This is a genomic window from Kluyvera sichuanensis, from assembly GCF_014218705.1.
Lineage (GTDB): Bacteria > Pseudomonadota > Gammaproteobacteria > Enterobacterales > Enterobacteriaceae > Kluyvera > Kluyvera sichuanensis.
In genome coordinates this window covers 1-26,159 of the sequence record NZ_JABBJF010000046.1, presented here as the reverse complement: position 1 = coordinate 26,159, position 26,159 = coordinate 1, and the positions used below count along the sequence as shown (strand labels likewise).

General features: G+C 54.1%; 22 protein-coding genes and 1 tRNA gene. 12 read left to right on the top strand and 11 right to left on the bottom strand.

What is annotated here, in order from left to right:
- Positions 1-133 precede the first annotated feature (133 nt).
- The gene (locus HII27_RS25640; protein ID WP_185670118.1) at positions 134-1,633 is read right to left on the bottom strand and encodes a helicase HerA-like C-terminal domain-containing protein; all 1,500 of its coding nucleotides are present in this window, start codon (positions 1,631-1,633) and stop codon (positions 134-136) included.
- A gap of 134 nt (positions 1,634-1,767) precedes the next feature.
- Here HII27_RS25640 and HII27_RS25635 point away from each other — a divergent pair, with 134 nt between their 5' ends.
- Complete coding sequence (locus HII27_RS25635; RefSeq protein ID WP_185670117.1) at positions 1,768-3,405, top strand: dihydroxyacetone kinase subunit DhaK; 1,638 nt, start codon at positions 1,768-1,770, stop codon at positions 3,403-3,405.
- 43 nt (positions 3,406-3,448) lie between these two features.
- Here the strand turns inward: HII27_RS25635 and ahr are convergent, their stop codons facing one another.
- The 3 genes from ahr to HII27_RS25620 all read right to left on the bottom strand — a co-directional run bounded on the left by ahr (position 3,449) and on the right by HII27_RS25620 (position 6,137).
- Positions 3,449-4,468 carry an NADPH-dependent aldehyde reductase Ahr gene (gene ahr / locus HII27_RS25630; RefSeq protein ID WP_185670116.1) on the bottom strand — a complete coding sequence of 340 codons (1,020 nt, stop codon included), beginning with the start codon at positions 4,466-4,468 and terminating at the stop codon, positions 3,449-3,451.
- 74 nt (positions 4,469-4,542) lie between these two features.
- Positions 4,543-5,124, bottom strand: a complete 582-nt coding sequence (locus tag HII27_RS25625) for a class I SAM-dependent methyltransferase (protein WP_185670115.1) — start codon at positions 5,122-5,124, stop codon at positions 4,543-4,545.
- Positions 5,124-6,137: an HNH endonuclease gene (locus tag HII27_RS25620; RefSeq protein ID WP_185670114.1), complete on the bottom strand. Its 1,014-nt coding sequence runs from the start codon at positions 6,135-6,137 to the stop codon at positions 5,124-5,126. The genes HII27_RS25625 and HII27_RS25620 overlap by 1 nt, the downstream gene beginning before the upstream one ends.
- Positions 6,138-6,412: 275 nt before the next feature.
- Here HII27_RS25620 and HII27_RS25615 point away from each other — a divergent pair.
- Positions 6,413-6,497, top strand: a tRNA-Leu gene (locus HII27_RS25615).
- A 163-nt stretch (positions 6,498-6,660) separates the two neighbouring features.
- Positions 6,661-7,920, top strand: a complete 1,260-nt coding sequence (locus HII27_RS25610) for a tyrosine-type recombinase/integrase (RefSeq protein WP_185670113.1) — start codon at positions 6,661-6,663, stop codon at positions 7,918-7,920.
- A gap of 42 nt (positions 7,921-7,962) precedes the next feature.
- On the opposite strand, the gene HII27_RS25605 is transcribed toward HII27_RS25610, so the two are convergent.
- From HII27_RS25605 to HII27_RS25590, 4 genes are all read right to left on the bottom strand, one after another.
- Positions 7,963-10,284, bottom strand: coding sequence for a P-loop NTPase (locus HII27_RS25605; protein WP_185670112.1), 2,322 nt, complete (start codon positions 10,282-10,284; stop codon positions 7,963-7,965).
- 404 nt (positions 10,285-10,688) lie between these two features.
- Positions 10,689-11,264, bottom strand: coding sequence for a phage polarity suppression protein (locus tag HII27_RS25600; protein ID WP_185670111.1), 576 nt, complete (start codon positions 11,262-11,264; stop codon positions 10,689-10,691).
- A 16-nt stretch (positions 11,265-11,280) separates the two neighbouring features.
- On the bottom strand, positions 11,281-11,523 hold the full coding sequence (locus HII27_RS25595) for an ogr/Delta-like zinc finger family protein (protein WP_185670110.1): 243 nt from the start codon (positions 11,521-11,523) through the stop codon (positions 11,281-11,283).
- Positions 11,520-12,323: a capsid protein gene (locus HII27_RS25590; protein ID WP_185670109.1), complete on the bottom strand. Its 804-nt coding sequence runs from the start codon at positions 12,321-12,323 to the stop codon at positions 11,520-11,522. Before HII27_RS25590 ends, HII27_RS25595 begins: the two co-directional genes overlap by 4 nt.
- A 562-nt stretch (positions 12,324-12,885) precedes the next feature.
- On the opposite strand from HII27_RS25590, the gene HII27_RS25585 reads away from it, so the two are divergent.
- Genes HII27_RS25585 through HII27_RS25565 form a run of 5 tightly spaced genes read left to right on the top strand, consistent with a single transcriptional unit; the run spans position 12,886 to position 16,593 of the window.
- Complete coding sequence (locus HII27_RS25585) at positions 12,886-13,152, top strand: helix-turn-helix transcriptional regulator (RefSeq protein WP_057069028.1); 267 nt, start codon at positions 12,886-12,888, stop codon at positions 13,150-13,152.
- Positions 13,149-13,706 carry a host cell division inhibitor Icd-like protein gene (locus HII27_RS25580; protein ID WP_185670108.1) on the top strand — a complete coding sequence of 186 codons (558 nt, stop codon included), beginning with the start codon at positions 13,149-13,151 and terminating at the stop codon, positions 13,704-13,706. Before HII27_RS25585 ends, HII27_RS25580 begins: the two co-directional genes overlap by 4 nt.
- A complete protein-coding gene (locus HII27_RS25575; protein WP_185670107.1) occupies positions 13,703-13,930 on the top strand; it encodes a hypothetical protein in 228 nt (75 codons plus the stop codon). Before HII27_RS25580 ends, HII27_RS25575 begins: the two co-directional genes overlap by 4 nt.
- On the top strand, positions 13,927-14,247 hold the full coding sequence (locus HII27_RS25570) for a DUF5375 domain-containing protein (protein ID WP_185670106.1): 321 nt from the start codon (positions 13,927-13,929) through the stop codon (positions 14,245-14,247). The genes HII27_RS25575 and HII27_RS25570 overlap by 4 nt, the downstream gene beginning before the upstream one ends.
- A 12-nt stretch (positions 14,248-14,259) precedes the next feature.
- Positions 14,260-16,593, top strand: coding sequence for a primase-helicase zinc-binding domain-containing protein (locus HII27_RS25565; RefSeq protein WP_185670105.1), 2,334 nt, complete (start codon positions 14,260-14,262; stop codon positions 16,591-16,593).
- Between the two features lie 385 nt (positions 16,594-16,978).
- On the opposite strand, the gene HII27_RS25560 is transcribed toward HII27_RS25565, so the two are convergent.
- The 3 genes from HII27_RS25560 to HII27_RS25550 all read right to left on the bottom strand — a co-directional run bounded on the left by HII27_RS25560 (position 16,979) and on the right by HII27_RS25550 (position 19,038).
- A complete protein-coding gene (locus tag HII27_RS25560) occupies positions 16,979-17,539 on the bottom strand; it encodes an SH3 domain-containing protein (RefSeq protein WP_185670104.1) in 561 nt (186 codons plus the stop codon).
- A gap of 185 nt (positions 17,540-17,724) precedes the next feature.
- On the bottom strand, positions 17,725-18,060 hold the full coding sequence (gene symE / locus HII27_RS25555; RefSeq protein WP_185670103.1) for an endoribonuclease SymE: 336 nt from the start codon (positions 18,058-18,060) through the stop codon (positions 17,725-17,727).
- 225 nt (positions 18,061-18,285) lie between these two features.
- Positions 18,286-19,038: an AraC family transcriptional regulator gene (locus HII27_RS25550; protein ID WP_185670102.1), complete on the bottom strand. Its 753-nt coding sequence runs from the start codon at positions 19,036-19,038 to the stop codon at positions 18,286-18,288.
- Between the two features lie 178 nt (positions 19,039-19,216).
- On the opposite strand from HII27_RS25550, the gene HII27_RS25545 reads away from it, so the two are divergent.
- The 4 genes from HII27_RS25545 to HII27_RS25530 are packed head-to-tail and all read left to right on the top strand — an operon-like array spanning position 19,217 to position 25,822.
- Positions 19,217-21,352, top strand: coding sequence for a TonB-dependent siderophore receptor (locus HII27_RS25545; RefSeq protein ID WP_185670101.1), 2,136 nt, complete (start codon positions 19,217-19,219; stop codon positions 21,350-21,352).
- 2 nt (positions 21,353-21,354) lie between these two features.
- Positions 21,355-22,212: an iron-siderophore ABC transporter substrate-binding protein gene (locus HII27_RS25540; RefSeq protein ID WP_185670100.1), complete on the top strand. Its 858-nt coding sequence runs from the start codon at positions 21,355-21,357 to the stop codon at positions 22,210-22,212.
- A complete protein-coding gene (gene fhuB / locus HII27_RS25535) occupies positions 22,205-24,196 on the top strand; it encodes a Fe(3+)-hydroxamate ABC transporter permease FhuB (protein WP_185670099.1) in 1,992 nt (663 codons plus the stop codon). The genes HII27_RS25540 and fhuB overlap by 8 nt, the downstream gene beginning before the upstream one ends.
- Before the next feature lie 30 nt (positions 24,197-24,226).
- A complete protein-coding gene (locus HII27_RS25530; RefSeq protein ID WP_185670098.1) occupies positions 24,227-25,822 on the top strand; it encodes a cyclic peptide export ABC transporter in 1,596 nt (531 codons plus the stop codon).
- The last annotated feature ends 337 nt before the right edge of the window (positions 25,823-26,159 follow it).

The following is a 26,159-nucleotide window of genomic DNA, read 5'->3' as shown; positions in this document are numbered from 1 at the left end:
ATGACCGGAAAAGCCGTAGTATTATCCGGATAGACTAGGAAAGTGTTACCTATGTTCCCGGTCTGAAGTGTTACCTATGTATCCGGTCGTACAGCCGCTCGCCCGGGCTACGAGTTATAGGCCGGATACGGCGTTAACGCCGCCGCCCACCCAGTAGACTACCCAACATCCCACGCACAATCTGGTTCGTCACCTGACGCACGGCGCTTTTCGCCGCCGTTTGCACCAGACCATCGTGCTTGCCGCCGCGCGGCCCGGTGGTGCCGAAGATAATATCTTTCAGCCCGCCAAGGATGCCGTCATCAGCACTCTGCTGGCCTTTAGCGGGCGGAGCATCTGCCTGACCGGCGCTATTCTGTACCCCTTTTTTCAGCATCTCGAACGCCGACTCGCGGTCTATTTCATCTTCGTACTTACCGTACAGCGGTGAGTTATTAATAAGCCCATTGCGTTCATCGTCGGTCACCGGCCCCATGCGTGAACACGGCGCGATAACCATCGCTCGCTCAACGATGGACGGGCTGCCTTTTGCATCGAGGAACGAAATCAGCGCCTCGCCGGTTCCCAGTTCCTGAATCGCCTGCTCGGTATTAAACGCCGGGTTAGCGCGCATGGTTTGCGCCTCCGTTTTCACCGCTTTCTGATCCTTCGGCGTAAAGGCGCGCAGCGCGTGCTGCACGCGGTTACCTAGCTGGCCCAGCACCGCATCAGGAATATCCGACGGATTCTGCGACACAAAGTAGACGCCCACGCCCTTAGAGCGAATCAGGCGGATCACCTGTTCGATTTTATCCAGCAGCACCTGCGGGGCATCGCTAAACAGCAGGTGTGCTTCATCGAAGAAGAAAACCAGCTTCGGCTTTTCGAGGTCGCCCGCTTCCGGCAACTGCTCGTAAAGCTCGGAGAGCATCCACAGCAGGCTGGCAGCATAAAGCTTAGGCATCTGGTAGAGCTTCTCTGCGCTGAGGATATTAATGACGCCTTTACCGTTGCTGTCGGTACGCATCCAGTCTTTGATATCGAGCATCGGCTCACCGAAGAAGTGCTCGGCACCTTGTTGTTCCAGCGTCAGCAGCCCGCGCTGGATGGCACCGACGGAGGCGGTACTGATATTGCCGTACTGGTTCTGGAAGGACTTGGCGTTATCGCCGATGTACTGGGTGATGGCCCGCAGGTCTTTGAAATCCAGTAATAGCAGGCCCTGATCGTCGGCGATGCGGAAGATAATATTCAGCACCCCGGACTGCACCTCGTTGAGATTCAGCAGGCGAGCCAGCAGCAGCGGGCCGAGGTCTGAGACCGTGGCGCGAACCGGGTGGCCTTTCTCGCCGAAGATATCCCACACCACTACCGGGTTAGCATGCGGCTCCCAGTCGGTCACACCGATATTGTTCAAACGCGTCATCAGCTTCTCTGAGGCCTGGCCTTCCTCTGCCACGCCGGTCAGGTCGCCTTTCACATCCGCCATAAAGACCGGCACGCCAATCTCCGAGAACGACTCGGCCATCTTTTGCAGGGTGACGGTTTTCCCGGTGCCGGTGGCGCCGGTAATCAGCCCGTGGCGGTTGGCCATATTAGGCAGCAGTTCAAGCTGCTTGTCCTGGGTGCGTGCGATAAGCAATGGTGCGCTCATGGGTAATCCTCCATTTATTCTGCGTCGAGTATAGGCAAAACAACGACATCTCGCGGCAGTAAATTGTCTGTTTTGCGGCGCGTTATCCAGCGCCGACTATGCTTTGCATACGGTTTACTTTTTTTTGGAATACTATGTCCAGATTCTTCTTTAACGAGCGTAAACACCTTGTGGATGATGCGCTTGAAGGCTTAGTGTTGTCCGCACCTCACGCGAACCTGGTGCGATTGGATATCGACCCGGCGATTCGTATCGTCGCCCGCAGCGACTGGGATAAAAGCCGGGTGGCGATAATCTCCGGCGGCGGTTCCGGCCACGAACCGGCGCACGCGGGTTTTGTCGGTAGAGGCATGCTCACCGCTGCCGTATGCGGCGATCTCTTTGCCTCGCCGAGCGTGGATGCGGTGCTGAACGCCATCGTGGCGGTGACGGGCGATCGCGGCTGCCTGCTGATCGTCAAAAACTATACCGGTGACCGCCTCAACTTTGGCCTCGCCGCCGAAAAGGCCAAACGCTACGGCCTGAAGGTCGAGATGGTGATTGTCGCCGACGACGTTGCGCTGCCGGATAACAAACAGCCGCGCGGCATTGCGGGCACGGCGCTGGTGCATAAAGTCGCGGGTTTTGCTGCGGAGCAGGGAAAATCGCTTAGCGAAGTACACGAGATAGCCCAACAGGCGAGCCGCGGCGTGTTCAGCCTGGGGCTGGCGATGGAGACCTGCAATTTACCCGGCGGCGAGACGGAAGACCGCATTAAGCCCGGTCAGGTGGAGCTGGGGCTCGGTATCCACGGCGAGCCAGGCGCTTCGACGGTCAGCAGTCATAACAGCAAACAGCTGATCGGCACGCTGGTTGAGGCTCTGAAAGCCTCGGTGGGAGATAACCGCGTGGCGGTGCTGATCAACAACCTCGGCGGCGTGTCGGAGCTTGAGATGGCGCTGCTCGCCAAAGAGCTTGCGCACTCCGCGCTGAGCGAGCAGATAGCCTATCTGATTGGCCCGGCGACGCTGGTCAGTTCGCTCGATATGAAGGGCTTCTCGCTCTCGCTGATCGTTCTGAATCAGGCCATTGAAGAGGCGCTGCTGGCCGATGTGGAGACCAGCGGTTGGGTGAAAGCCGTGGCCTTTGCGCCACTGAGAACCCTGGCGCATGCCAAAGTTCACGACGCGCTGGAGGTGCAGCCGTCGGAGAACCCGCAGGTGCATGCGCTGGTGGCACAGGCTACCCAGACGCTGTTGGGTTTAGAGAGTCGCCTGAATGCGCTGGATGCCAAGGTAGGCGACGGCGATACCGGCTCGACCTTTGCGCTGGGCGCGCAGGATGTCGCTACGTTGCTCCAGCAGAACGCCCTGCCGCTAAACAACCCGGCGCAGCTTCTACAGCTGATTGGCGAACGTCTGGCAACCGTGATGGGTGGCTCCAGCGGCGTGCTGATGTCGCTGTTCTTCACCGCCGCCGGGCAGACGCTGGCGCAGGGCGAACCGCTAGCCAATGCGCTACTGGCCGGGTTAAAGCAGATGAAGTTCTACGGCGGTGCCGCACCCGGCGACCGTACGTTAGTCGACGCCCTGCAACCGGCGCTGGAAGCGCTGCGTGATAAGGGGCTGGCAGAAGCGATTGCGGCAGCACAACAGGGTGCTGACAGCACGGCGACGATGCAAAAAGCGAAAGCGGGGCGCGCGTCGTACGTGAACAGCGAGAACCTGAACGGCGTGCCGGACCCAGGTGCCGTTGCCGTAGCGGAAGTCTTCGCGGCCTTCGCAAAAGCTTAACGGCGAAGAGAAGAACCGGCGGCAGAACGCCGCCGGAGTCACATCAGAAATCAGCTTTCAGCACCACGCGGTAACGGGCTTTACCGTCACGCACGTGCTGGATGGCATCGTTGATTTTCGACATCGGGAACAGCTCGGTAATTGGCGCGACTTTGCTGCGACCGGCAAACTTCATCAGCTTGCGCAGTTCGAACGGGTTACCCGTCGCCGAACCGGAGACACTGCGGTCGCCGCCAATCAGGGTAAACGCCGGTACCGGCAGCGGCGTCAGCACCGCGCCGACGGTGTGGAAGTTGCCGCCCGAGGCCAGCGCTTCGAAGTACGGCTGCCAGTTCAGGTCGACGTTGACGGTGTTGATGATCAGGTCAAACTGACCCGCCAGCGCTTTGAGCGCTTCCGGCGAACGGCTGTTAACCACGTGGTCCGCCCCCATCGCTCGCACTTCTTGCTCTTTCGACGGATTGGAGCTGAACGCTGTAACTTCAGCACCCATCGCGCGCAGCAGCTTAATGGCGATATGCCCCAGACCACCAATCCCAATCACCCCTACGCGGCTGGTGGCGGTAACGTGATGCATCAGCAGCGGTTTAAAGACGGTGATCCCGCCGCACAGCATCGGGCCTGCGGTTTCGATATCAATGTTGTCTGGCAGAGGAATAACCCATTGCCAGTCGGCGCGCAGCTTATCGGCAAAGCCGCCATGGTTGAGGATGGTCGGCACCGAGCCTTCGGTACAGTTAATCTGGTTGCCATCGATACAGGCATCGCAGTGGCCGCAGCTTCGCGCCGTCCAGCCAATGCCCACGCGCTGACCAATCTTCAGCCCCTTACTCTGCGCTGCGCTGCCCAGCGCCACCACGTGACCAATCACCTCGTGGCCGGCAACCAGCGGATATTGAGAGAACCCCCATTCGTTGTCGATCATCGACAGGTCCGAGTGGCAGATCCCGCAGTAATCCACTTTCACCTCAACGTCTTCCGGCAGCAGCTCCCCGGCATCGTATTCCCAGACTTCCAGTTCTGCCCCGGCATTTTTCGCGGCGTAGCTTTTTATTATGGACATCGTGTATCTCTCAGTGTGGTGTTGAACTGAGAGTGTAGAGCATGTGGGGGCGGGGCGCTTGGCGGAAGGGGGGATTAAGAACGCTTCTGTAACAGTGCGTTTAACCACATCTCGCTGCGATCGGGACGCTTGTCTTCCGTTATCCAGTGACCAACAAGCGTGATGCCCGCAAGCCCTGCCAGCAGAGTATTCAGCCCTTGCTCATTGAGGTCGGTAAAGTGACGGCCATCTTTGACTCGCTCGCCGTCACCATGCTTAAAGGAGACATACCAGATGCCGCCGGGCTTAAGCGCTCGCGCCAGTTTTGCCATGGCATCTGGCAGTTCGGCGGCGCTGACGTGCAGCAGCGAGGCGCAGCACCAGATACCGTCGTAATAATTAACAGCATCGACGTCGCTAAAGGTCATCTGTTTAACCGACAGCCCAGTATGCTGGCTGGCAAGCTTTGCCATTTCTGCCGTCGCATCGAACGCCTCAACCTGATAGCCCTGCTGTAAAAACGCTTTGCTATCGCGCCCGGAGCCGCATCCTGCATCCAGGATCCAGCCGCCTTGCGGGATGCGCTCCAGAAAAGGCGCATAGAGCGAACCCATATCGACGTTGACCGTTGAGTTAAAAAAATCGTCGGCATGGTGCTGGTAGTATTCAAGCGTCATCAGAAAGTATCCGTTCCCTGTGCGACAGGTTCCCATTGGTGAAAAAGCACTTGTAGCGCATCGTTCCAGCTGGTGGCCAGGAATTTTTCACGCTGCGCCGTCGCCGTTCCGGTTTGCCGGATCAACGTTTCGCGCAGTGGCAGGTGGCTATTGATAAAGTACTCGTTTCTATCGTGCAGGCGCTGAAGCAGCTTACGGGACGGCAGGCGCGCGAACTTGCCTTTCTCGCCCCGGTTGCACTCCTTACATGCCAGCACCAGATTCCAGACACCATTCACGTTACGCACCTGCTCACGTGCTTTCCATGGGATAAAGTGGTCAACGTCAGCAAATTGTTCATCATCCGGCTGTAGGCTGATGGGCGCATAGCAGTAGAAGCAGCGCCCCTTCTGGTAGCCGTTGAGGCTATCGCGACAGCTCGAGATGGCCACGCGGCGATCGCTACTGCGGCTAAACAGCATCTGATCGTTATCGTCGTACTCTACGTTGATAAGCTGGCTGGAGATATTCATCGCCCACGCCTGCTCGACCAGGCTCCAGCGTGCGTTGGTTTCAAAACTGAGGTTTTGATACTGCAGGCGTTCACCCAGACGGTAAAAATTCTCCGTCAGGCGGATACCCTTGTGGGGTTTGCGCTCATCGATAAAAAAACGTTTCTCAATCTCACCCTGATTCACGTTGTGGAAGGCATCAATCACATTGTTGAACCCCTGACGCACCGTAATCGCGGTTAATGCATCACGGGTGATTTCTCCCGCATTGAACTGCGAACAGGCGCTAATAAACTGGCTGCTGCGCGAGGTTATCTGCTTAGGCGCATGCTGCAGATGGCGACAGAGATGATCGCTGAACGGCACCGCCAGATCGTCCAGCAAGATCAGATCGCTACCTTCAGGTTTGAGATCGTACAGCGCATGCGCCAGCGCGAACTTATAGGACGCGACGTTTTTGCCAAAGAGAATAATCCCGCGCCAGTAATTCTCCAGCGTGGGTTCAACCTGATAGAAGCGCATAGCGATGCCCTGAGCACAATGGCTGTTGTTACGAGATTTAGTAACGCGATCTCATATCAAACGAGGGCAAATGTAAACCGACCCGGTCACGTTGCATTTTTTTGCGAGGCGGATTCCAGGAAAAAGCGTTGGCTGGGGGCAGAGTTAGCGGCGGTTAAGGGTTTTGTGGGGGATGCGACGGTTTTTTAGACACTTGGTGGGGGAGTAGGTGACTGACGCTTGCATGGTGGCGCGTGACAGGTATAATCCACAACGTTTTCCGCATACCTTTCCGTGCCGGAGTGGCGAAATCGGTAGACGCAGTTGATTCAAAATCAACCGTAGAAATACGTGCCGGTTCGAGTCCGGCCTTCGGCACCATTAGTACTTCCAAGACCATCCGAGAAAGTCCAATTATCCCTTAAAAATCAATGCTTGCAGCGATTTTTACGTCCTGAGTTGTCCGAGGTTGTCCGTTGAAATCCGGATGTCATTGGGGGCATAATTGGGGGCATCTTAACTTCGATTAGAAATGTGCCCCCAAATGAAGCTCAACGCCAGACAGGTCGAGACCGCAAAGCCAAAAGACAAAACCTATAAAATGGCCGATGGTGGCGGTTTGTATCTCGAGGTTTCGGCCAAGGGTTCTAAATACTGGCGCATGAAATACAGACGGCCCTATGACAAAAAAGAGGATCGCCTCGCTTTTGGTGTTTGGCCTACGGTAACGCTTGCTCAGGCAAGAGCAAAACGCGATGAAGCTAAAAAGCTCTTAGTGCAGGGTATAGACCCCAAAGCCGAACAGAAAGAAGCTCAGGCCGAGAATTCGGGGGCATATACTTTCGAAACTATCGCTCGTGAATGGCATGCCAGTAATAAGCGCTGGAGCGAAGACCATCGATCGCGCGTTCTTCGCTATCTTGAGCTTTATATTTTCCCTTATATCGGTTCGTCCGACATTCGCCAACTCAAAACCAGTCACCTGTTAGCCCCGATTAAAAAAGTTGATGCCAGTGGTAAACATGATGTCGCTCAGCGCCTACAACAGCGCGTCACGGCCATTATGCGTTATGCCGTACAGAACGATTACATCGACTCAAATCCAGCAAGTGATATGGCTGGTGCGCTATCGACAACCAAAGCGCGACATTACCCCGCTTTACCTTCAAGCCGGTTCCCTGAGTTTCTTGCTCGTCTTGCTGCATATCGCGGTCGGGTAATGACGCGGATCGCGGTCGAGCTTTCCTTACTAACTTTTGTGCGTTCCAGTGAGTTACGTTTTGCGCGTTGGGATGAGTTCGACTTCGATAAATCTCTCTGGCGAGTACCTGCAAAACGAGAGGAAATTAAGGGTGTGCGTTACTCGTACCGTGGCATGAAGATGAAAGAGGAGCATATCGTTCCGCTTAGTCGACAGGCGATGATTTTGTTAGACCAGTTAAAGCAGATTAGTGGTGATAAAGAGCTGCTTTTCCCCGGTGATCATGACGCAACTAAGGTTATGAGTGAAAACACGGTAAACAGCGCTTTACGTGCAATGGGTTATGACACGAAAACTGAAGTCTGCGGGCATGGTTTTAGGACGATGGCTCGTGGTGCATTGGGTGAGTCAGGGTTATGGAGTGACGATGCCATTGAACGACAGCTAAGCCATACAGAACGTAATAATGTGCGTGCTGCATATATTCACACATCTGAGCATTTGGATGAACGTCGATTGATGGTTCAGTGGTGGGCTGATTATTTGGAAGCAAATAATACACATGTTATTACTCCATATGATTTCGCAAAAAATAATTATTAGTTGGCTCTTATGAGAGCCAACTATAATGTAATTGTTGGGATTCTAGCGTAAGTTTCTTTGAATAGAACGTTTGAGATTATTCATCCATCGGTCATTGGGCCGATTTTTTAATTCAGATTCTAACCATTTCATACTTAGCTCTAAATACCCTCTTTTTCTAGATATGTCAGGATATTTTGACTTGAATTTGATGGACTGCTCAGCAAAAATCCTAGCGTGATAAATTTTTCTGTAATCATCATTATAACAACGTTGTAATATTTCCATGCTTTCTTCCAAGGTTGATAACACCTCGGGAGAATTAGGTTTATCATAGTTTGCATTGAACAGTATTACAGCATAAGTATTTCTGATTGTTGGATTGTTGTTGCCAGTGATTGATTTGGCTTCATCAATCCATATGAACGCTAACTCATATTTTTTTTTGTGAGCTAAATATAATGCTCCTTGTTGTTTTAATGAGTGTGTTCTGTCACGAGTGAAAGCTTCCTCATAGAAAGATAATCCTCTCTCCCAATCAGGAAATGCACGCCCCATTAATTTTGCATCATAAGCGTATCGTTTAAAAATATCATATCTACTTATTCTGGCTGGAGAGACTTCTTGATGGAAAGTCTCTAACATTTTGGCCATATCTTTATGGTAGGTTTTCTTCATTACTATTTCTGACACTGTTCTTGAACGCGGAACAAAATACGCTTGGTTATCCTCGCTTAACTGCCCTTCGTATGGATATAAAAATGTATCCATATTAGATAACATGTTAAATGCCTTTAAGGCGTCGTAATTATAATCTCTCAGATATGCAGCGGCGATATCAACCGAGATAGGAATTCGGCAACTGTATAAATAACATGCTAATAATAACAAGTCATGCTCTGGTGCGGCGGTTTTTTTAAATGCTTTGAGTGCTTCTACAAATCTATCTGCTAATGCGTTGTCTTTAATGATGTGTGTCATAACCTCAAGAAAGCTTGGTTCAATATCCATATCTCCTTCACTATGAGAAAATGAATCATTTTGCTTGTTAATACCTTGAGGAATGCTATCTATAATCGATTGTATATCGAAATCATTTAAGCCAGAGACATCTAGAATATTAAATTGTTGAGGGGTAAATCTATATGAAACAGTGTCATAAATAAAATCCCTTTCAGCAGCTATTATTTTAATATTAGGGAGATTCACTAGAGTTTGTATTGCTTCAGAAGAATCTACAGCATTATCAATAAATACATAAACCTTCTCATTTGAAGTTTTAATCTCTCTAGAAAGTAACTGTGCTTTTTCTGGTGTAATCTCATTAATATATAAAACTGAGCCAAGTTCTTTTGCTTCAACAGATAATTGTTTCAGTAATGTTGACTTGCCAGTTAAAGGTGCTCCAATAATTAATACGTGCTTGGGTTTAAATGATTCGTTTTTTGTTCTTTGCAAATGGGTTGTTTTATGGATTTTATTTGTAAAAATATCATACCATATTGGCTCTGCACCTAAGAAGAACTCTGAGAGAGAACGTACAGGTACTGAGGTCAGTGTTGGTATTTTGTATTCTTCAAACTTACTTTCAATTGTGTTCTTCTGAGGGCTTGATTTATTATCGATTTTAATTTTTGAAATATAATTAAGTAGTTCCTTTGTTTCTCCAATTATTATTTGAAAACCTAAAGAGGAATAGTACTCTCTAGCTTCTTCATCATCTTCTCTTAATACGATCCAGGCATCAGCTCTTTGCCTGCCTTTATTAGACGTGTTTGATAAAGCTTGTAATACTCCTGCATCTTGGACTCTATAACCCCAATATAGAGTTGGTGAGGTTTGAATTTTACCTACGTAGGTGAACCACCTATCTTTATCTCGTTCAAAACTAGAAGAGATTTCTAATGGTGAAAAAGCAAACTCTGAACCAGGGTATGCCACGCAGCCATGAAGCCCTATATAATCAATAGCTTCACCGTTGCTTATCGCTGGGCCCCTCAATTGGATGTCGTTTATATAATATTTACTACTGTCCTTGAAAATTTTGAAAATTAAGTCATCGATGTTGGTTGTAAAAATGGATTTTATTTTAATACTTTCAAGGGATTTGTAAAGCTCATCAAATTCTGTGACTGTAAAACGATTTATGAAAAAGTCTTTAAGTTCTTTTTTAGAGGAGCTACTTAATATTTGACAAAGCTGAGGGAGATCTAGAGATGATGGTTTTTTTCGTTTGAAATGATCAAGTAATTCATCTTTTAAATTATCTCCAACTGGAAGCTTCCCACTTTTTGAGCTTGCTTCTACTGAAAACCCAGCACCAAGGAATAAATTAATACCACTTTTCAAGTGGTGTTCAAACAAAGGTTGGTTGTCAATTTTCATAGTTTTCCCATCTATGCATGTTTATGTTGATCTATCTGAATTATGCTTATAAACGGACTTGATGCAATATCAATTCTTGCGTTCAGCCCTAATACTTTGATGAGTGTATCAAATCATAACATCATGGTTAGTTACCTTCATTTAAGTGCCGTACTTGCTGCAAATTTTATGAAGTCAACACGCTTTTATTATGAGAACGAATTTAACAATGCTGGCGCGCAATGCTCTCCCCGCCACGCCTGCCCGCTTCTGGAGGCGCTTTTAATGCAGATGCATGGAAGGGCTCATGCCGCGCCAGTGCTGGTGCGGCGGGGTGTGGAGAATTCAGGGTTTTGCATGCAAAGCCATGCAGCTTATGCATGCATGGCTATTTTTCTTAAAAAGACGGGTATTTTCGGGGCGGTTTATGCGGATTTTTTGCGGGTCTGCGCGGCCTGTCGGCACATGAAAATCTGACTCTGTTCAGGTGTATATTTTGCCCGATTGTCTCCTCTGGAGGCTCTGTCAGGCCGGAACCCGATGGTAGTCAGAATATCCCGGTCATCCTGAACATAATGAATATCTCTTCCGCTGGCCAGATGAACCGATAGCGCTTCGCGAACGATGGCGGCCGCCCGGTCGAGAGCCCGTTCTCTGACGATTTCAGGCTGCTCTCTGAGGTGCATTAATTCCGGTGCCAGTGCTGCGGCCAGCGCGTCGCCACTGACCTGCATAAAGGCGTGGAGCTGACGACGCATGCTGACACGCTGCACGGCCTCATGTGACCGGATATACCGACCGGCAGATTGGTTTACTGCCCATTTTTTCAGGTCAATATCATCACGCAGCGCCTGTACAGCGTCAGGCTCATAACGGGTACTGGTGAGCTCATGTTCTTTCAGCGCCATTTCAGCCCGTGCCAGTGCTGACTTGCTGCTCATCCAGTCCGATTTATTCTTCTGACAGGTTTCAAAGGCCTGCTCCAGTGGTGCTCGTATCATTTCCTTTTCTCCTGAATCAGTGGCGCAGCGATGAGCGAGCGCAATCCAGAATTCGGGGCGGTGTCACTGACGCTGTCTGCGCCGGTTCTGGCTTTTCCGCCGCTGGTAGCCGTATCACCTCATCGATAGATTCAATGGTGCGAAAGGTCGCGGAGCAGAAGACATTCACACACTGGAGATAACTCTGTTTGACGTTATCCGACAGGTAACGACTGGTGCGAACATGGGCAGACTGTTTGCAGTACGGGCAGCGCATCATGACTGCACCCCCTGCGGTTGTTTCTTCTGTGCCAGCGATTTAGCTCGCGCCATTCTGAGGGCGGGACTTTTAAAGAGCTTCATGTCTACGCCGGTGAGTGCCGGGCGATGAAGGCCAATCTGTGAAATCACCGGCTCATTTTCCATGTTGAATGCGTAATATCGACTCTGTGTCAGTACATTCTCGCCCAGCTCCTGAATCAGAATTGTGTGAGGGTGTTCTTCCCCCTTAATCTCAAGCTCACGCAGACGTAAAGCAAATGCGCGTACCAGTGCAGGGGGAATGTCTTTCATTACCACCGCCCACTCATTCCGGGCATAGGCAGAGAACACATCTGAATGAGCGCTGACGTATTCTTTTCCTGATGTACAGGCGGCCAGCATAGTACGGGCTTTATCATCATTGAGCTCATCAATCAGGGTGGCGAATTCCTCAGCCAGCTCACGACCGGCCACTCGCTGACCATGTTCCGCTTTCAGTTCCGGGGTCATCATGCCGCGCAGTTCGCGAAAACGGGCGCGCCAGTTCTGTTCCGCTTCAGTGCTCTCATTCAGCGCGTTCTGACGTTCTTTCTCACTGCGGATAATGGCGGCCTCGATATCATTCAGTTTCAGCATATTTTCCGTGTGTGCGGATTTAGCCTGGCTGAACGCATCAAGAGCGTTATTTATCGCAGTCTCTGCGCTCTGGTTGGCTTTCCCGTTAAGAGTATCCAGTGCGATCTCGATGGCTGTACGGATTGTCTCATTCTGTGTGCTGCCAATGGTTTTCATTACTGAAGTAAGTAAGTCTGCTTTCATCGTCGGGCTCTCTGTGTGTTTTCAACCTGACGCCATTCTGCCGCCCCTCAGACAACAACTCGATTCATTGCGGTTGTAGCAGTCATGGCACAAACAGGACTTAAAAACCCGGCTTGCCAGAGAAAGGTCGAAGGAAAACCCTCTCTCTGTTTGTTTTTTTACTAATAACTATTCACTACTGTTCACTTAAAGAAAAAAGATAAGTAATACAGTAAATTAAATGGTGAACAGTTGAGAGGGAAGTATTCACAAACTGTTCACTACTGTTCACCATCCTTCTATTTCTAGAACCTCCCTTTAACTCTGATTTTGGATGTTAATATCTATTAATAATAATCAATCAATAGTTTCAATTGACCTTTACTTTCTCAGAATGTGCGAGGATGTGCGAGGATGCACTTCAGTGCACTCCATTTCTCTATTGGGTGATTTTTAGCCAGTTACACATGTTGGGCAGCATTACCCCCCCTTGTTGCAATACTCAATTTTATGCTGAAAATAGAGAGCTACCCGAGGCCGGACGGACACGACCGGCACTGTATGGACTTAGTGAGGTAGCCCGATGCATACTGCTTTTTCTTCCCCGTCTTCCGCCCCTGCCGCGCCGCTGATGCCGGTTTCTGATACCGTTCACGAGCGCTTTATCCGTCTGCCCGAAGTGATGCATCTGTGCGGCCTATCCCGCTCGACCATTTACGACCTCATCAGCCGGGAAACCTTCCCAAAACAAATCTCCCTCGGTGGTAAAAACGTGGCGTGGGCGCAGTCAGAAATTACCGCATGGATGGCTGACCGCATTGCCGAACGCAACCGGGGCTATGACGCATGATGATGACCGTTCAGCAAACAGCCCCTTTTTCTGGCTTGCTTCTTTTCGCCGTTTCCAGGTATAGTTTTCCTGCTGTCGCAAAATCGGCAGCCGGAATTGGCGTTCCGAATAACTTCAAGGCGACACGACACGCGCCATGCGTGTTTTTTTATGTCGTTGCTCAGGCACACCCATTTTCAGGGCTGTGGTGTTTATTCGTGCACCCGAGTCCTTTTCTGATAATGGTAGTCCGGGCGGGGCAGCCTTCGGGCTGGCCGGTTTCCTTGAAGGCCGGTTACGCCAACCCCGTTCGGGCTGCCACCAGTGAAATTGGCGTTTCCGGTGGTAGTTTTTCAAACTACTTCAAGGAGGCTGCCATCATGGCTACTATCCTCACCCCGTCGTACCCGCAGTTTGTCTTTGTGTTTGCCGCCGTTCGTCGCGCAGACCGTAAACCCCGTATTTGTATGCTTCGCACCGTTGCCGGTGATGAGCACGCCGCACGCCTTTCTCTTGTTCGCGATTACGTTCTCTCGTTCGCTGGCCGTCTGCCAGTTGCGGAGGTGCGCGCATGAGACACACCACCATTACCGCCCGTGACCTCGAATGTCTGGAGCATATGCGCAATGTCGGCCAGCTCGTCGGCGACCTGATGCAGGTGCAGGACTGCGCCACCGTTCGTCGTGACCCCGCGCAGCAGTTACAGCTCACCTCCGTGATTTACCTCATGACCGCCCAGCTCGACAGCGTGGTCGAACGCTGCAATCAGCACTGGCTGACCGGGGAGGGTAACGTATGAAAAAGCCATTACCGCCCGTATTACGCGCCGCGCTGTATCGTCGCGCCGTGGCCTGTGCATGGCTGGCTTTATGCGAACGTCAGCGCCGCTACCCGCACCTCACCCTCGACGCGCTGGAAAGCACCATTGCCGCCGAGCTGGAGGGCTTCTACCTGCGCCAGCATGGCGAGGAAAAAGGCCGCCAGATTGCCTGTGCATTACTGGAAGATTTAATGGAAGCCAGCCCGCTGAAAGCCGCGCCGTCGCTGTCTTTTCTCGGCCTCGTCGTACTGGATGAACTTTGCGCCCATCACATTAAATCACCGGTATTACACTGAGGGAGAATAATCATGAATATGAACGTAACGGAAACCGTAAAACAGGCATGCGGCCACTGGCCGCGCATTCTCCCGGCGCTGGGTGTGAAGGTCATTAAAAACCGCCATCAGGCCTGTCCGGTATGCGGCGGATCTGACCGCTTCCGGTTTGATGATAAAGAAGGGCGCGGGACGTGGTTCTGTAACCAGTGCGGCGCGGGTGATGGCCTTAAGCTGGTAGAGAAAGTCTTTGGTGTATCGGCCTCTGAGGCCGCCGGAAAGGTGAACGCCGTCACCGGCAATCTGTCGACGGTTTCCCCGGAGGTGATTGCGGCCACCGAGGCCGGAACGGAAGCCGACCGCAAAGCAGCGGCCGCGCTGGCCGTAAAACTGATGGAGAAAAGCCGACCGGCCACCGGCAACGCCTACCTGACCCACAAGGGGTTTCCCGCGCTGGAATGCCTGACGCTCACCGCCACACATAAAACCGGCGGCGTGACCTACCGCGCCGGTGATGTGGTTGTCCCGCTATATGATGACACCGGCGCGCTGGTTAATCTCCAGCTTATCAATGTTGACGGTCTCAAACGCACCCTGAAAGGCGGTCAGGTCAAAGGGGCATGCCATATCATTGAAGGGAAAAAACAGGCCGGAAAACGCCTGTGGATAGCAGAAGGCTATGCGACCGCGCTCACCGTGCATCACCTGACGGGTGAAACCGTCATGGTGGCGCTGTCATCCGTGAACCTTCTTTCTCTGGCGAGCTTTGCCCGGCAAAAGCACCCGGCGTGTCAGATTGTGCTCGCTGCCGACCGTGACCTCAACGGCGACGGTCAGACAAAAGCCGCAGCGGCCGCAGAAGCCTGTGAGGGAATTGTCGCCCTACCGTCGGTCTTTGGTGACTGGAATGATGCGTTTATGCAGAGGGGAGAAGATGCCACGCGTAAAGCGATTTATGACGCTATCCGGCCACCGGGAGAGAGCCCGTTCAGTACCATGAGCGAGGCTGAATTCACCGCCATGAGCACCAGTGAAAAGGCGATGCGGGTACATGAGCATTACGGCGAGGCGCTGGCGGTGGATGCGAACGGCCAGCTCCTGTCACGCTATGAAGCCGGGATATGGAAAATCATCCCACCGTCGGATTTTGCGCGTGATGTGGCCGGGCTGTTCCAGCGTCTGCGAGCGCCGTTCTCGTCGGGGAAAATTGCCTCGGTGGTGGATACCCTGAAGCTGATTATTCCCCAGCAGGATGCCCCGGCGCGCCGCCTGATAGGTTTTCGCAACGGTGTACTCGATACCAGTACCGGCGTATTCAGTCCTCACAGTAAAGCACACTGGCTGCGTACACTGTGCGATGTGGATTTTACCCCGCCGGTTGAGGGGGAAGCACTGGAAACCCACGCGCCAAACTTCTGGCGCTGGCTCGACCGCGCCGCCGGTTCACGCGCGGATAAACGTGATGTGATACTCGCCGCCCTGTTTATGGTGCTGGCAAACCGTTATGACTGGCAGCTTTTTCTTGAGGTGACCGGCCCCGGCGGCAGCGGGAAAAGTATTCTGGCCGAAATTGCGACTATGCTGGCCGGAGAGGATAACGCCACGTCAGCGACCATTGAAACGCTGGAATCCCCCCGCGAACGCGCGGCGCTGATTGGCTTCTCGCTGATACGTCTGCCTGACCAGGAGAAATGGAGTGGTGACGGTGCAGGGCTAAAGGCCATCACCGGCGGCGATGCCGTATCCGTTGACCCGAAATACCGGGATGCGTATTCAACGCATATTCCGGCGGTGATTCTCGCCGTGAACAATAATCCGATGCGTTTCACCGACCGCAGCGGCGGTGTGTCACGCCGTCGGGTGATTATGCACTTCCCGGAACAGATTGCCCCGGAAGAGCGGGATCCGAAGCTGAAAGATAAAATTGCCCGTGAGCTAGCGGTCATTGTGCGTCAGCTTATGCAAAAATTCAGCGACCCGATGACGGCGCGCACGTTGCTCCAGTCCCAGCAGAACTCTGATGAGGCACTCAGTATCAAGCGTGATGCTGACCCGACATTTGATTTTTGTGGCTATCTGGAGGCGCTGCCCGAGCCTGACGGGATGTACATGGGAAATGCGAATATCATCCCACGACAGCCGCGCCTGTACCTCTATCACGCCTATCTGGTCTATATGGAGGCGCACGGCTACAAGAACACGCTCAGTCTCACCATGTTCGGCAAAGGGCTGTCATCGATGCTGAAGGAGTACGGGCTGAATTATGGCAAGCGGCGAACGAATCAGGGGATGCAGACGAATCTCGCGCTCAGGGATGAAAGCAACGCCGACTGGCTGCCCCGATGTGACGAAACCACAGCGCCATAACCTATCCTGACCGGCATTAGCCGGTCTTTTTTTGCCTGAAATCCCTGAAAGTGAACAGTAAAGTGTTCACTGTTCACGGACTATTCACCTTGTATCACATTGAAAAGTAATAAAAATAATGATGAGTGAACAGTGTGAACAGTTTTCGTGAAAAAAAGTTTTTTTCTGTTCCGGTTCGAATCCGATTAACGGATCCAAACCGAGAATGATAATTTCAGAATTTTTTCTGTTAAACCAATAAGTTGAGGTAGGTATGGTCACAATGTGTGTTGGGGGCACAAAAGGGGGCACATTGTGGTGTGATTATTAATTATTTATTATATTTCATTGTGTTGAATGATGATTTGAGTCCGGCCTTCGCACAATACCCTTACGGACTTCCCCCCTAAACCCCATACCGCTTATTCCCTCCAGAAGTAATGCAATACCTCCCCCCACGCGGCCCAATACACACGTTCCCTGAAGAGCAAGAACAAGACGAACTATAGGATGGAGAACTCACGGGCTGTTTTACCGGTGCACTATGCCGTTTCGCTGGTCGTTTCTTGACTGCAGGAGCGCTCTGCGGGCGATCATTCTTGATATAGCATCCCGCCACTTCACATAAGTATGCCGAACCAACCCAGCGTTCTTGCTCTTTAGCTGCACTTATCCGGCTCCATGTATCGCGCTGCTCATACACGTTGACGGATGTTCCTCTTTTCAATGTATCGAGTGCGTTTCCTTTCGGGGAACTGCGCACCTTCAAAGTATCAGCATTCACATAGCGGTGCTCGGGTTGTCCAGACCCAGTAATGTCCGGTATTTTCTGGGCTACCGAAAGTGAACTTGATGTAGATATGTCTGAATTTTGAACACTACTTTCGGTAGCTGGTACTTTATCATTTTTGGCAAAGAGCCAGACAAAAAATAAAATAATAACAAACCCAATGGTTTTATTCTTCATAGTCGCCTGAATACGTATCATGATATGTGGGAAATCATAGCGTATTCAATGTGCTGATAATTGTGTTCTAACTCATAGTACTGGAAGTAAGTGGTAAATATCTCAGTGCCAAATAACCATAAATACGGCTTTCCTAAATAAGCAGCCAACAAAAAAGGCGCCTCTCAGCGCCTAATCTCACCCCTTCAACCCCGGCTCCCTTTCCCCCCAATCACCCCAATAAACTCCCTAACCTGCCTCCGCTTCCTCACCGATAACTTCCCCACCACCCGCGCCGTCTCCAGCACCTCGTCAGCCTCTGCTTCCACCGCCGTCAGTACTATACACCCCTTCATCACCCGCACCTCAACCTTCGTGCCGGTGGCAAACCCCGCCGATTCCAGCCATTGCCCCTTCATCATCACCGCCGGAACGCGATGGTAATCTGGCGCGCGGCTCGCATAACTCACGGTTAAATTCCGCTTATTTCCATCCACTACTTCTGGTTCAAACGAATCTACAATACAATCGACATCAGTCATGGTTACTATTCTCCTTTAATAGCAATTGTGATTAGCGATGCGGGCGTGTTGGCGCACACCCGCATCGCGCAAAATAACACCTGTAAATATACCCGGTGCAGAAAATAAAAGCCAGCCGAAAATAAAACGTAATAAACGCCATTAAATATAAAACCGGAAACCATTATTAATATTATCTATTAAAAACAGTCCCTGTATTAATAATAAAAATAGATAACCATAAAATCACGACATCACCATCGCCGCCTGAATATACCGCTGCGGCGACACCCCCAGCTTCTTCCTGAACATCGCAATAAACGCGCTCGCGCTGGCATAGCCCAGCTCCTGCGCCAGCGTATTCACCGCCACGCCGCGTGCCAGATTACACACCGCTTCCAGCAGCCGAATCTGCTGCCGCCATTCGGAAAAACTCAGGTGCGTCTCTTCGCGGAACAGGCGTGCCAGCGTGCGTTCGCTGGCACCGACCTTTTGCCCCCACCAGGCGAGGGTCGCGGTGTGATCCAGCTCGCGGCACAGGGTATCGCAGACCTGGCGCACCCGGCGGTCGCTTGGGAGGATCACGTGGCACAGCGCGGCGGCGGGTAAACGCTGTAGCTCGTCGGTCAGTAGCGCCTGAAGCAGGGCCATCCGCTCTGGGGGAATGGCATCTTCAAGCCCGGCATCAATCAAGGTGTGGAGTAGGGGAGTGGCGGCCAGGCCGCGGCACTGATTGCCAAACAGGCGGGAAGCCTGCGGGCTAAGGTACAGGTTCTGCGTCACCACGCGATCCACGGCCTGAAGCCCGTGCGGCAGCCCGCCGGGTAGCCAGATTGCGCGGCCGGGCGACAGCAGCCAGATATGCTGCGGGGTGACGATTTTCGCCACGCCGCTGAGCGGATAAATCAGCTGCCCCTGCTCGTGCTGGTGAACCGGCTCTTCGCTGCCCGGAGCGTATTTGAGCTGGCGCAGCCCTTCAATCGCCTGTGGAATGGTCATCTTCACCTGCCCTCTGTCTGATTCTCACCATTTATGCTTACTGCTGCGTTTAGAGACAACTTTTGTCCGAATGGCGACATCCTGATGGCCAGTAACGCCATTCTGCCACGGAAGGGCTTCTCTTTTAAACTTGAATAATTATCATTTCCATCCAATTCTAATAACAGTCGGAAATGCTATGAATCAGGTTGGCAAGCTTTTCAGGGATAAACCGTTGAAAGTACTGGCATGTACGATCATCGCAGGGTACAGCGGGCAAGCGTTCACTGCGGATAACGGTCACGATAGCACAAAAGGACAGACAATAGTGGTCACCGCCGCGGAACCGTCGCAGGGGCAGGATGATGAGAGTTCACTGGTGGCGCACAACGCGGCTGCCGGAACGAAATCCAGCCAGCCGATAAGCCGTACATCGCAAAGTATCGCCGTCGTTACACAGGCGCAAATCGCGGCGCAGGCGGCGAAAACCATTCCGGAGGCGCTGCGCTATGTCTCCGGCGTGGCATCGGAAAACGCCGGGCCGGATACCCGTTTTGACACTATCGTGGTGCGTGGTTTTGAAGCCGACGAATATCTCGATGGCCTGCGCCTGCCGCGCGAAGCCTGGTGGAGCCGCCCGGCGTGGGACCCGTTCCTGCTGTCGCGCATTGAAGTGGTGAAAGGCCCATCGTCGGTGCTGTACGGCCAGGCCAACCCGGGCGGGGTGGTCAATATGGTGAGCAAAACTCCGCAGGCCCAGCCGGGCGGAGAAGTGTATATGTCCACCGGCAACAACAACCTGTTTGGCACCGGTTTTGATGTCACCGGCCCGCTGACCGACGACAACACGCTGCTTGGCCGCGTGGCGGGGACCTTCTTCGATACCGAAACGCAGGTCGACCACACTCGCTATCAGCATTACGACATTGCGCCATCCTTCACCTGGCAGCCGAGCGATCGCACCAGCCTGACGGTGCTGGCGCAATTGCGTAAAGACCCGGACAGCGGCTTCTACAACCAGATGCCCACCTCCGGCACGCTGACCTATAACCCGAACGGGCAGATCTCCAGCAAGTTCTACGGTGGCCAGCCTGGCTTTGACAGCTATGAGCGCAAACAGGGCAGCATCGGCTATCAGTTCCGCCACGACTTTAACGACACGGTGACCTTCCGCCAGAACCTGCGCTATATCAGCAGCACCGGCGATTACCTGATGGTCTACCCGTGGGGCGTTCATGCGGATGCGCCGCTGATCGACCGTTACTCGATGAACCTGCAGGAGACCATGGTCAACTTCGCCGTGGATAATCAGGCGGAGTTCCATCTGCAAACTGGTCCGGTACAGCATACGCTGCTGGCCGGGATTGACCGGATGCATAGCTCGGTGCGCAGCCGTGCAGGCTACGGTGATGCGAGCCCGATTAACTACCTCAACCCGGATTACAGTACGCCGGTTGAAGTGCCAGCCTTCACCAGCAGCACCCACTCCACGCTCGATCAAACCGGGTTCTACCTGCAGGATCAGCTTGAATGGGCAAACTGGATAATGAACCTGGCCGGGCGTTACGATGCGGCGAAAACCAAGAGCACCAACCTGCTGACCGACGCGCGTACCGAAAGCAACGACTATGCGACCACCGGGCGCGCCGGGCTGCTGTATCACTTCGATAACGGTTTAGCGCCGTACGTCAGCTACTCGACCTCGTTCGTGCCGAGCAGCACGACCGATTTTTATGGTCACGGCTTTAAGCCGACGGAAGGCAAGCAGACGGAAATGGGCCTGAAGTACGACCCGGTTGGGCTGGATGCGTTGTTTACGCTGGCCCTGTTTAACCTGCGGGAAACCAACGTCGCGACGCCGGATCCGGATCACGCCAACTATAGCGTGCAGACCGGTGAGATCCGATCGCGCGGGATCGAGCTGGATGGCAAGATCAACATCACCCCGGCCTGGTCTGTGCTGGCGTCCTATGCGTTGACCGATCCGGAAGTGATCAGCGCGAACGACGGTACCGAAGGTAAACATCCGGTCGGCATTGCGCGCAACAGCGCTAAGCTGTGGACGCAGTATGCACTGAGTGGCCCGCTGGACGGCTTCTCCATCGGCGGCGGCGTGCGCTATGTCGGCAGCAGCTATGCCAATACCGACAACAGCCTGAAGGTACCGGCGGCCACGGTCTACGATGCGCGTCTGGGCTACGACTGGCGTGAATGGGGCGTTGCGCTGAACGCGGCGAACCTGACCAACAAAACCTACCTCGCCACCTGCCAGAACAACGGCTGTGAATATGCGATGAAACGTCAGCTGACGGCGACCGTTAGCTACAAGTGGTAACGATGCTCTCACGACGCACGTTATTAACCGCAGCACTGCTGGCTCCCGCGATGTCGTGGGCCGGGAGTGCTGCGGTCCCGCAGAGGCTGGCGGTGCTGGACTGGGGGCTGACGGAGATGATCCTCGCGCTCGGTATCACACCTGCTGGCGTCTCGGCGCCCGACTGGTATCGCAAACTGATCCCGCAGCCTGTGCTGCCTGCAACGGTGCAGGATTTAGGGTTGTTGTTCCAGCCGAATCTCGAAACGCTGTATGCCTTAAAGCCCGACCGCATTGTGATAACCCCTCAACATACGTTGCTGAAGCCCGCGCTGGAAAAAATCGCGCCGACGCTGACGCTGCCCACCCACGGGCTTGCTTCCTTTATCGATGCCACGCGTCAGCTGGGTGATGTCTTCAGACGAGAAACGCAGGCGCAGGTATTGCTCAATAATCTGCAATCGCAGCTAGCTCGCGTGCGCAAGGTTGCCCAGACGGTGCGGCAACCGGTGTTCTGCGCCACGCCCGTAGATGCGCTGCATCTGCGGCTCTATACCCTGGGAAGTTTGCCTGGCGATGTGCTGGCGGCCTGCGGCCTGCGTCATGCCTGGCAGGGGAGCCGTGGGGCGGAAGGGACGGTGCTGGTGGAGTTGACCCGCATTGCCACGGTGGATGCCCGGCTTATCCTGCTGGTCGATGATGACAAGCGTGACGCCGTTTCCCGCTGGCGGCAGAGCACGCTGTGGCAGCGCCTGCCGGTGACGTCGCGGTATCCGATGGCGGTGATTGAACAGCCGATTAGCGATACTGGTGCGCTGATCACCGCCGGGCGCTTCGCCGATATCCTCTCTCCCTTTGTTGCGGGGTGGCGCGATGTATGAACCCTATTCCCGCCGTCTCTCATGGGGGCTGATCACGCTGCTGTGGCTGGCGGCGCTGTTGCTCGCCGGTAGCGACGTGCTGCGTGAAGGTGGCCTGCGGGCGCTGCTGTATGCCAATAACCTTCAGCCCACGGCGATTATTCTGCACAGCATGTGGCTGCCGCGGCAGGGTATGGCGATTATCGGCGGGGCGACGCTCGGGCTCTGCGGCTGGTTGATGCAGCGGGCGCTGCGCAATCCGCTGGCGGAGCCGATTACGCTCGGGATGACTTCCGGCGCGACGCTGGCGCTGGGGCTGACATCGCTCTGGTTCCCACTACTACTGACCGAAGCGAAAATGGCGGTGGTGGTCGTGGGGGAACTGGCCGCGCTGCTGCTGGTGCTGGCGCTGAGCTGGCGGCAGCGGCTCTCGCCTTTAGTGATGATCCAGGCCGGGATGATGATCAACCTGTGGTGTGGCGCGCTGACGATGCTTATTGCCATCATCAATGACCGTTTCCTGCTGACCGTGTTGATGTGGGGCGGCGGTTCGCTGGCGCAGGAGGACAGTCATCTACTGATGTCGCTGCTGCCCTGGCTGGCGCTTTGCCTGCTGGTGCTGGCTTTTTTGTGGCGACCGCTGAATCTGCTGCAACTGCCGGAAACCATGGTCAGTAGCCTGGGTGCCTCACCGCTGAAAATTCGCAGCGCGGCGGTACTGCTGGCGCTGGTGATGAGCGCGCTGGTGGTCAATGCCGTCGGCGTGATTGGTTTTATCGGCCTGGCCGCACCGCATCTTGCCCGCTTTGGCGGTGCGCGCACGTCGCGCCAACTGATGCTGCACAGTGCGCTCACCGGAGCGGGGCTGCTGTGGTTTACCGACCTCTGCGTGTCCCGGGTTTCGCTATTGAACGGTCAGTTGCTGCCGGTGGGCATGCTGACCGCGCTGACCGGCGGGCCGCTGTTGATCCTGCTGGCGCGTCATGCCCGGCAACATGTTCCGGATACTTCCCCGTCGCCACTGACGGCGGATGCCTCAACCCACCGCTGGGTGCCGTGGCTCGCTGTTGCCGTACTGCTTATCGCCATTGTGGTTTCACTCTGTCTTGGGCTGGGCCTTGGGCACTGGCATTGGGCAAGCCATGAGGAGCTGACGCAGCTGCTGCCGCTCAGGGTGCCGCGCCTGCTGGCCGCCATCAGCGCCGGGGCGCTGTTAGCGGGCGCGGGGGTACTGATGCAACGCGTAAGCGGCAACCCGCTGGCGAGCCCGGAAGTGCTGGGTATCGGCGGCGGCGCGGCGATGGGCGTCACCGTCTATATCCTGCTGTTTCCCACTCAGGGCAGTGCCTTTCTTCTATTAAGCAGCCTGGCGGGGGCGCTGATCAGCTTGTTATTGACGATGTGGAATAGCCGACGCAGCGCGTTTAATCCTCAGCGCGTGTTGCTTAACGGGCTGGCGCTGAATGCGTTATGCCAGGCCGCCGTGAGCATCGTGATGCTCAATAACCTCTCCGCCAGCGCGGTGCTGCTGCCGCTGATGACCGGCAGTACCTACTACATCAGCGCGTCTCTGGCGCAGGTGCTATTTATCGCCACGCTGGTGCTGCTGGTCATCACACCGCTGTTTCGTCGTTGGCTGGTGCTGCTGCCGATGGGCAGCGTAGCCGGTTCGCTAGGCGTCTCGCTGCCGCGTGCCCGCTTCAGTGTGCTGGCGCTGGCGGCGCTGATGACCGGGCTTGCCACCTTATTAGTGGGGCCGGTGTCGTTTATCGGGCTGCTGGGCCCGCATCTGGCGCGCCGGGTTGGCGTGAAGGGCGTACTGGCGCAGCTCTACACCGCGGTGCTGCTTTCCGCCTGCATCATGACCGTTGCCGATTGGTTGGGGCGCAATGCGCTCTATCCGCGCCAGCTGCCGGTGGGGCTGGTGGCATCGCTCATCGGCGTACCGCTGCTGGTCTGGCCGCTGATTCGTGGCCGAAATAGGCCGTCATCTCATCAGACGTAATAAAGAAGCAAACTATAAAAAGGAATGAGCATGTCGTTGTTGTTGATGTTGTTTCGGATGGTCGGCGGCTGGCTGCTGCTGGCCGTGGTTGCCGGGCTGATTAGCGGGCTGAGCAATGCGTCACTGCTGGCGATGATTAACCACAGCCTGAATCTGCCGCCAGCACACGGCTGGCTGGCACCGGGAATACAGTTTGCGCTGCTGGCCTGTCTAATGCTGGCAACCCGCGTTATCTCGCAAACCACCTTTATGTATCTTGGGCAGAAGGTAAAAGCACGGCTGCGCAGTGAGTTGACGCATCGGGTGAGTGAAACCCGCTGGCTGCAGCTGGAGCGTTCCGGAATGGCGCGGACTATCTCGGTGCTGACGCAAGATCTCGATACGCTGGTGGTCTTTTTCGTTAACCTGCCGAATCTCTTCATCTATAGCGCGGTGATCCTCGGGTGCCTGATTTACCTGGCGACGCTCTCTTTTAGTGTGCTGGGGCTGGCGCTACTGGCTATTGCGCTCGGTACGCTGGGGTATCAGGCTGCACACGGGCGCGCGCTTGGGTTGCTGCGACAATCCCGGCGACGGGAAGATACATTGATTCAACAGTGCAAAACGTTGTTCGACGGCGGGCGCGAATATCGGCTTAACGCCGCGCGTCGGCGGCATTTTGTGGACGGCGAACTGGCGGAGAATATTGAGGCGGTGCGCCGGGAGCGGACGCGGGGTTACATCCTGTATGGGCTGGCGACGAGCTGGGGCAGTATTCTGTTCTTTGTGTTTATCGGCCTGGTGCTGTTTGGCCTGCGCGAAGCGCTAACGCTGCAACCGGCGGCGATTACCGGCTATGTGATGATCTTCCTTTATATGATTGTGCCCGTCGAGGGTGTGCTGTCGTCGCTGCCGACTATCGCCAGCGCGCGGGTAGCGATGCAGAGGGTGCAGCAACTTCAGGCGGCGCTACCGCCGGAGCAGGCGCAGCGTCCGTTGCCAGAGGGGCCGTTCACCTCGTTGGCGCTGGAGCAGGTGAGCTATCAGTATCAGGGGGAAGATGGTGAACGCTTTACCCTGGGGCCACTCGACCTGACGTTTCATCCTGGCGAGCTGGTCTTTATCGTCGGCGGTAACGGCAGTGGGAAAACGACGCTGGCGAATCTGCTGGTGGGGATCTATCCGCCCGACAGCGGAACGCTGCGCTTAAACGGCCAGTGGGTTGCCGATGACCAACAGGAGGCATATCGGCAATGCTTCTCGGTGGTGTTCAATGATTTCTTCCTTTTCGATAACGTGGCGTTTGTGCATGAGCGCACGGCGGAACAGGTGGGGGCGCTACTCGAACGGCTGAAGCTCAGCCATAAGGTCCGTTTTGCCGATGGGCGTTTCTCTACGACGGCGCTTTCGCAAGGGCAGCGCAAACGGCTGGCTTTGTTGCAGGCCTGGCTGGAAGCGCGGTCAATCTACCTGTTTGATGAGTGGGCCGCCGACCAGGACCCGGAATTCAAAGCGGTGTTTTACCAGGAAATCCTCCCAGCGCTGAAAGCTGAGGGGAAAACCATTATCGCGATCACCCATGACGATCGCTATTTCCACCTTGCGGATCGGATTATCAAGCTCGAGTCGGGACGTATCGTTGAATAGTAGGTGGGGGCGATAAGCCATTTTCCCTCTATATAAAGAAGGGGAAAATACGCAGAGACCATAAGAATAGATGAGATTTGTGGATAACTCTGTGTGTAAATAGGTATAAGGCGGGGTTCTGCTGGGGATTGCAGCAGTCAGTCATTTTTCTGCAATTTAAGGGTTGCGGCACTGAAGAAACTCCCTATAATGCGGCCCCACTGAGACGGAACAACGGCAAACAAGCCGCCGGGTCAGCGAGGTTCTCCTGAGAATCTCGATAGAGAAAAGCGAAATTAAACGCTTGACTCTGAAAGAGGAAAGCGTAATATACGCCACCTCGCAACAGTGAGCGAAA